Origin of the sequence: Eubacterium sp. AF15-50 (assembly GCF_934835595.1) — a bacterium.
Lineage (GTDB): Bacteria > Bacillota > Clostridia > Lachnospirales > Lachnospiraceae > Eubacterium_G > Eubacterium_G segne.
In genome coordinates, this window is sequence record NZ_CAKVZL010000098.1 from 1 (window position 1) to 7,581 (window position 7,581).

Sequence of the window (7,581 nt, forward strand, 5' to 3'; positions counted from 1 at the left end):
TTCCATTGGTGTATCTACTGATTTACGCTCTACAATGCCGGGAGCTTCATTTTCCACCGGCATGTATGCCTCTTCTTCTATGTTTCCTTTTCCGTCAATAGGTTCTCCCAATGCATTTACAACTCTGCCTATAAAACCTTTTCCTGCCGGAACTCCGGCTTTTTTCTTTGTTCTTACTACCTTAGTTCCTTCTTTGATTCCCGTATCACGTCCAAACAAAATACATCCGATTTCATTTTGACGGATATCCTGAACCATTCCTTTTACTCCATTATCAAAAACAACAATCTCACCATACATGGCATGTTCGATTCCATATATGGTTGCAATACCATCGCCTACCCATATAACGGTTCCTGTTTCTTTTTCGCCATTTTCGTTGAAATCAAAACCTTCGATTTCACTTTGTATAATAGAGATTATATCTGTTGCACTAACCGCACTCACTTATTTCACCTCCCGGTTAATTTTTCTTCCAGCTGTCTTAAACGGTTTCTATAGCTTTTGTCATATTCTATATTTCCAACTTTTACTATGTAACCGCCAAGCAAAGTATCATCAACTGTTTTTTTCCAATCTATGGTGTAGCCGCTATACTTCTCTGAAAGTAATTCTTTTGCCTTCTCCTCTTCCTTTGCAGTAGCTGATGAGGTACAAAAGAATTGTGCTCTTATTATTTTTTTCATTTTATCGCTATATCGATAATACTCTTTAAAAATATCTTTCATTTCACAGCTTTCATTATGCTTACACATAACCTGAAAAAACTTTACAAGTTTCTCTGAAATACCGGCCTTAGAAAAAATCTTTTCCAGTATATCCGCCTTTTTTTCATAAGGTATGGTTGGGTTATTCATAACCTGCTGTAACTTAGAACTCAAAAAGTAAATCTCCTGTGCCCTTTCTACTTCACTTCTGTCAAAAGATAAACGGTATAATACCTTTGCATTATTTACTGATTCTCTTGTCACTCTCATCACCTGATTTTATAATTTTTTCTGCTGCTACCATAGCAAGTCTGGCAATATCAGCCTGAGCTGCCCTTCTGGCACTTTCTTCCTCTCTTGCAATATCGGCTTTTGCCCTATCCATCATGGTTTGTGCTTCTTTTCTGGTTTTTTCCATAGTTTTAACCTTTTCACTTTCAGCACGTTCTCTTGCCTCCATGATAATCTTATCTGCTTCACCCTTTGCAAGACTTAACTGTTCCTCATAGTTCTTTTTCTTCTCCAATGCATCTTCGTTAGTTTTTTTAGCATTCTCTAACTGTTCATTAATTAAATCTTCTCTTGCTTTAATTACATTTAACACAGGCTGAAAAAGGAATTTTTTAAATATAAGGTACAAAACTAACAGATTGACAACTATCCATATAATGTTCCATGCATTTAAACTAAGCATATGCTTTCCTGCCTTTCTGCTTTATTATTTTAAAAGAAGGATTATTAACAATGCAATTACGAAACCATAAATAGCTGTTGCTTCTGCAAGTGCACATCCTAAAAGAAGTGACTTACTGATTTTTCCTTCTGCTTCCGGCTGTCTTGCAATTGCGTCACATGCTGATGCTGTTGCCTTACCGATTCCAATACCTGCTCCAATACCTGTTAATACTGCTACTCCTGCTCCTATTGCTACTAATAATGATGTTGACATATTGATTTCTCCTTTTCTTTCTTATCTATATTTTTTATTATTTATTCAGTGGCTTCTTTAATAAACAATGCGGTTAGAAATACAAATACATATGCCTGTATTAATCCGTCAAAAATATCAAAATAACAACTGAATACTGCCGGTAAAACCGGAGGAATTATAATTTTTATCAATTCCATAATTACAAAAGATCCAAGTACGTTACCAAACAATCGCATACACAATGACAACGGTTTAATGAAAATCTCTAAAACGTTTATTGGTAATACAATTGGCATAGGCTCTGCAAAACTTTTCAGCCAGCCCTTAGTACCCTTTTGTCTTATTCCGGATACTTCAATTAACACGATGCTCATAACTGCTAAAGCTACCGTAACATTCATATCCTTTGTTGGTGGTTTAAAACCTAACAGACCAATCAGGTTTGCAATACCTATGTAAAGTGCAACTGCCATAAGATATGGTATGTATGCAGTTCCATGCTCCCCTATTGTGTCCTTGAAGAAATTATACAGTCCCTGAACTGCTGTCTCCAGAACCAATTGTTTTTTACCAGGATTTTCAACCTTAAGATTTCTTACAAAAATAATACATAAAAGAAATACTACAGCCATTATAATCCAGGTTACCACAACCGATTCATAAATTGGAATCCCGCCAAAGATTGGAATTTCAAAAACTGTATCGCAGTTTAATTCTTCTAACAATCTGTCCACGATGTCATTCAACAGTTTCACCCCTTTCTAAGACAATTATTAATGTATTTTCTTCGATGTTTGTATTATACTTCCAAGTTTTGTAATATGTAAAATACATATTTGATATATTCATTATATTATTTTTGTATTATAATTTTGAATTAAGTTATATTGACGAGTTTTTTGTACAATTGTCACATTTTTATGGCAATTTTTACTATATTATTTTTTATGCTCGTGTCTAAAAAGCTATTTTTCACGAAAACATTGACATTTTTTTCACAAATATTACAATATAAGCACAATGTTAACTGTTTATTAACTATATTTTTGTGTTTTAGGAGGGCAAAAATTTGATTACATATGACTATTACAGAATATTTTATTTTGTGGCAAAATATAAAAGTTTTACAAAGGCTGCTGATATTCTTCACAATAACCAGCCTAATATTACAAGATGCATGAACAATTTAGAGCAGGAATTAGAATGTACATTATTTCTCCGTTCTAACCGTGGCATTGTTCTTACCCCTGAAGGCGAAAAATTATATAAGCATGTTGCCATTGCATACAAGCAGCTTTCTTTAGCCGAAGAAGAATTGCGTCAGGATAGAACCTTGGAAAACGGTATTATTACCATTGGTGCCAGTGAAAACGCCTTAAGGCTTTTACTGTTAAGCAAGTTGGAATTTTTTCGCAAGGAATATCCTAATGTGCGTATCCGTATACTTAACTACTCTTCTCCTGATGCCATTCGTTCATTAGAAGCTAATTTAATAGATTTTGCTGTTGTTACAACACCCTTTAAGTTAAAAAAGACCATGAATCAGTTTTCCCTTACCACATATGAGGAAATATTGATTTGTGGCCCAAAATATAAATATCTTACAGCTCACAAACAGTACCTAAAGGATTTAACAGAAATTCCTCTTATTACATTATCAGAAGGAACCGGAACTCATAAGTTATATAACAAATACTATATAAGTAATAATATTCCCTTTAACCCTGACATGGAGGTTGCCACCACAGATCAGATTCTTCCTATGGTAATCCACAACCTGGGCATAGGTTTTTATCCTAAGGAATTAGCAGAAGAGGTTATTGCTGCCGGCAAAGTTTTTCCTATTGAATTAGAAAAACCTTTACCTGAACGTGAAATATGTTTAGTAACCAACAAAAACATAGCAATGAGTACATCTGTAAGGAAAATAACGGATTTCATTTGTGAAAACATATAATTATCTAATTTTTATACGGCAACATTATAAATAGTCTTGAATACTCAAAAACAACCACGTTTATGGATAATCCCAAACGTGGTTGTCTTTTTATATCAATAATTTCTTATTAAATCTGTGGTCCTGCTGAAACTAAAGCCTTACCAACTTCATTTCCTTCGTACTTAGCGAAGTTCTTGTTGAATCTTTCAGCTAAGTCCTTAGCCTTAGCTTCCCATTCTGAAACATCAGCATAAGTATCTCTTGGATCAAGAATTGCAGGGTCAACTCCAGGAAGTTCTGTTGGAACTTCAAAGTTGAAGTAAGGAATCTTCTTTGTAGGTGCATCTAAAATATCACCATTTAAGATAGCATCGATAATTCCTCTTGTATCTTTAATTGAGATTCTCTTTCCTGTTCCGTTCCATCCTGTGTTTACTAAGTATGCCTTAGCGCCACTCTTTTCCATCTTCTTAACTAATTCTTCAGCGTACTTTGTAGGATGAAGCTCTAAGAAAGCCTGTCCGAAACATGCTGAGAATGTAGGTGTAGGTTCTGTAATTCCACGTTCTGTACCTGCAAGTTTTGCTGTAAATCCTGATAAGAAGTAGTACTGTGTCTGCTCAGGTGTAAGAACTGATACAGGAGGAAGTACTCCGAAAGCATCTGCTGATAAGAAAATTACGTTCTTTGCTGCAGGTGCTGATGAAATAGGACGTACAATATTTTCAATATGATTAATTGGATAAGATACACGTGTATTTTCTGTTACGCTCTTATCTGCAAAATCAATCTTTCCATTTTCATCAAGTGTTACATTTTCAAGAAGTGCATCACGTCTGATTGCATTATAAATGTCAGGTTCTGAATCCTTATCTAAGTCGATAACCTTAGCGTAGCATCCACCTTCAAAGTTGAATACACCATTGTCATCCCAACCATGTTCATCATCACCAATAAGGAGACGCTTAGGATCTGTTGAAAGTGTTGTCTTACCTGTTCCTGAAAGTCCAAAGAAGATTGCTGTGTTTTCACCATTCAAGTCTGTGTTAGCTGAACAATGCATTGAAGCAATTCCCTTAAGTGGAAGATAGTAGTTCATCATTGAGAACATACCTTTCTTCATTTCTCCACCGTACCATGTATTAACAATAACCTGCTCACGGCTTGTAATGTTGAACATTACAGCTGTTTCTGAGTTAAGTCCTAATTCTTTATAATTTTCAACCTTTGCCTTTGATGCGTTGTAAACAACGAAATCAGGTTCAAAGTTCTTAAGTTCTTCAGCTGTTGGCTTAATGAACATATTTGTTACGAAATGAGCCTGCCAAGCAACTTCTACGATAAAACGAATTGCCATACGTGTATCTTTGTTTGCTCCACAGAAAGCATCTACAACATAAAGCTTCTTATTTGAAAGTTCTTTAATTGCAATATCCTTTACTGTTTCCCAAGCTTCCTTGCTAGCCGGATGATTGTCATTCTTGTATTCATCAGTTGTCCACCATACAGTGTCCTTTGAATTCTCATCTTCTACGATAAATTTGTCTTTAGGTGAACGTCCTGTGTAAATACCAGTCATAACGTTAACTGCACCAAGTTCACTTTCCTTTCCTTTTTCGTAGCCTTCAAGTTCCGGCTTTGTTTCTTCTTCGAATAATAATTCATAAGAAGGGTTGTACACGATTTCTGTGGTACCTGTAATACCATACTTGCTTAAATTAATCTCTGCCATGTTGCCTTAAAACCTCTTTTCTTCTTATTTTGTAATATAATTAATATCTGCCATGCAGAATATTATATCAACAATAGTAAAGAACCATACCGTACATATCCAGTCCAGGTTCCCTACCTTAGTATTATACATATTTAATTGATAAAATCAATAAAATTTGTATTAGAAAAATTTTATTTAAGATTTTAAACTAAAAGCCCACAGATTTTTTATCTGTCCTTCAATTTTGTCGTAATCCCATAACCGGCTCCTTGATCTGCTGTTAGGGTCATTTACTTTTACCTTATTATTTTGAGCAGAAGTAAGTACAATAAAATGTCCCTCCGTTGTAAAATCTCCCGGTCTTACACTGCAAATAATGGGATTTCCCTGCTGCAAATTAGACATAACCGTTTCTCTGTCAAGAGATATTTCCCTGCCATCTACGCCAAAATCTGCTGTCCCCTCCGTCATAAGACCCCAGGATGTTCCCGTATTTTCCACATAGTACCCATTATCCTGTGCGTACTTTGCTACCTCATATGGTGTCGCACTGTCATCATGAGTTAATCCTACAATTACCATGGATAAACACGTTGGTGCACACCCTGCCATTCCTATATCTGATTCTCCATAAGGTGCGTACCCCCATCTTTTATCCCACTGAATCAGTAATGGTATTTTCGCCTGTTTTTCTTTCTTTGTAAGACCTCCCTTTGCCTTATTACCTGAATCTAAGTATCCCTTAACAAATTCAATCATTTCAGGCGTATTGCAAAGAGATTTTATTATTTCCTGCGGATACTCATTTCTGTTATTATATATTGGCTTAAATTCCGGATATTTTTCAGATAGCCCGGCTAATTTTTTCTCTGCTTCATTATAATCTCTTTTTACGGGAGTTTCTGCTTTATATTTTGCCGTAACCTCTTCTGTGTCTGTTTGCTTTAGGTTTATGAGAAAACCTGCCCCTTTACTTCCTACAAATATTACAATAAGTATAGCTACTACAAAAATTGTCACCCTTACAACTCTTATTTTTTTCCTTCTTCTCCTTTTCATATGTAAAAAACCTCCTACAAGTTATACTTTGTTTTCATTAAAAGTTTAACTTATAGGAGATTTTTATGTTTTAATTATTTGTATAACCATTGTTTCAAAACACTTGCATATTTCTTACGAAATTCTTAAGGCTCACTTAATGGAAGTGCCACCTGAAAGGCAATGCTTTCATCCCTACTTTCTGCTGTAATTGTTCCGCCGTGAAGTTCCACTATTTCTTTTGCTATGGCAAGTCCTAACCCTGCGCCGCCGGTAGCTGTCCCACGGGAGGAATCCAGCCTGAAAAACTGTTCAAAAATACGCTTTAATTTTTCAGGTGCAATAGTCTTTCCCTTGTTTTTTATTTTGAAATATACAACATTGTCTTCTAATGTAAGACTACATTTTATTTCCGTATCATTATAACTGTAATTTATGGCATTTCTTATAAGATTATCAAATACCCTTAGGATTTTGTCAGTGTCACACATAATAAAAATGTCAGGAGTAATTGCCAGATTCCATGTAAGACCTTTTTGCATAAGAACCGGGATAAATTCATTGCACACCTGCTCAATCATTCTGCTTAAATTGGTTTTCTCCAAATCAATTTCAATTTTGCTAAGGTTAAATCTTGTAATATCAAAAAATTCATTAATTAGTTCCTCTAAGCGTTCTGCCTTCCTTAAAGTAATTCCCACATATTTTGCCCGTGTTTTTGCCGGTATGTCCGGTTCCTCACCCAGCAGGGTAAGGTAGCCTATAACACTTGTAAGGGGGGTTTTTAAATCATGGGCTAAATATACTATTAAATCATTCTTTCTTTGCTCCGCCTCTTTTGCAACCCTGGCATTTTTAATTGCTTTTTTTCTTAATTCATTTAACTGATCCTGAATTTCCTTCAAATCGTCATGAAGTATAATTGTATCCTCTGACAAATCGGCAAGTTTCTCTGAAGCCAAAGCAATTTCACCAATATATCCAATCCATTTCACCATAAAAAAACATGCTATAATAATCCATCCAATGCCCACAAAACCAATGCCTATCTGCCACTTGTTTTGGTCTATCATTTTTAGAAATATATAGGTAGGGTCATCTCCATACCATATTCTGGTATGACATAATATAACAGCTCCCACAGCCAACCCAATAACTAAAAGAGTAAAAACCGCACCTGTTACTATGTATTTTCTTATGAATCTCCCTGTTATTTTACTTTTCATTTATTTATTCCTCAACTATGTAGCCC

General features: G+C 35.1%; 8 protein-coding genes and 1 pseudogene. 1 reads left to right on the forward strand and 8 read right to left on the reverse strand.

The genetic code is table 11. The features are described 5' to 3' along the window. The 5 genes and pseudogenes from Q5O73_RS09270 to Q5O73_RS09290 form a co-directional block, all read right to left on the reverse strand. Positions 1-447, reverse strand: a pseudogene (locus tag Q5O73_RS09270) (F0F1 ATP synthase subunit alpha); the annotation flags it as partial. A 5-nt stretch (positions 448-452) separates the two neighbouring features. Beyond that, positions 453-971, reverse strand: a complete 519-nt coding sequence (gene atpH, locus Q5O73_RS09275) for an ATP synthase F1 subunit delta (RefSeq protein WP_302669544.1) — start codon at positions 969-971, stop codon at positions 453-455. Continuing rightward, on the reverse strand, positions 949-1,401 hold the full coding sequence (atpF, locus tag Q5O73_RS09280) for a F0F1 ATP synthase subunit B (protein ID WP_021952725.1): 453 nt from the start codon (positions 1,399-1,401) through the stop codon (positions 949-951). Before atpF ends, atpH begins: the two co-directional genes overlap by 23 nt. Before the next feature lie 24 nt (positions 1,402-1,425). Further along, a complete protein-coding gene (atpE, locus tag Q5O73_RS09285; RefSeq protein ID WP_021952726.1) occupies positions 1,426-1,656 on the reverse strand; it encodes an ATP synthase F0 subunit C in 231 nt (76 codons plus the stop codon). A gap of 41 nt (positions 1,657-1,697) precedes the next feature. Continuing rightward, complete coding sequence (locus Q5O73_RS09290) at positions 1,698-2,393, reverse strand: F0F1 ATP synthase subunit A (protein WP_366459355.1); 696 nt, start codon at positions 2,391-2,393, stop codon at positions 1,698-1,700. Between the two features lie 314 nt (positions 2,394-2,707). Here Q5O73_RS09290 and Q5O73_RS09295 point away from each other — a divergent pair, with 314 nt between their 5' ends. Further along, entirely contained in the window at positions 2,708-3,595 is an 888-nt protein-coding gene (locus Q5O73_RS09295) for a LysR family transcriptional regulator (protein WP_302625041.1), read from the forward strand. Positions 3,596-3,704: 109 nt separating this feature from the next. On the opposite strand, the gene pckA is transcribed toward Q5O73_RS09295, so the two are convergent. From pckA to vanS, 3 genes are all read right to left on the reverse strand, one after another. Continuing rightward, positions 3,705-5,309 (reverse strand): phosphoenolpyruvate carboxykinase (ATP), encoded by a 1,605-nt coding sequence (pckA, locus tag Q5O73_RS09300; protein ID WP_302669545.1) that lies wholly within the window; start codon positions 5,307-5,309, stop codon positions 3,705-3,707. Between the two features lie 177 nt (positions 5,310-5,486). After that, positions 5,487-6,350 carry a C39 family peptidase gene (locus Q5O73_RS09305; RefSeq protein ID WP_302669546.1) on the reverse strand — a complete coding sequence of 288 codons (864 nt, stop codon included), beginning with the start codon at positions 6,348-6,350 and terminating at the stop codon, positions 5,487-5,489. Positions 6,351-6,475: 125 nt separating this feature from the next. Then, positions 6,476-7,555: a vancomycin resistance histidine kinase VanS gene (vanS, locus tag Q5O73_RS09310; RefSeq protein WP_368076759.1), complete on the reverse strand. Its 1,080-nt coding sequence runs from the start codon at positions 7,553-7,555 to the stop codon at positions 6,476-6,478. Positions 7,556-7,581: the final 26 nt, after the last annotated feature.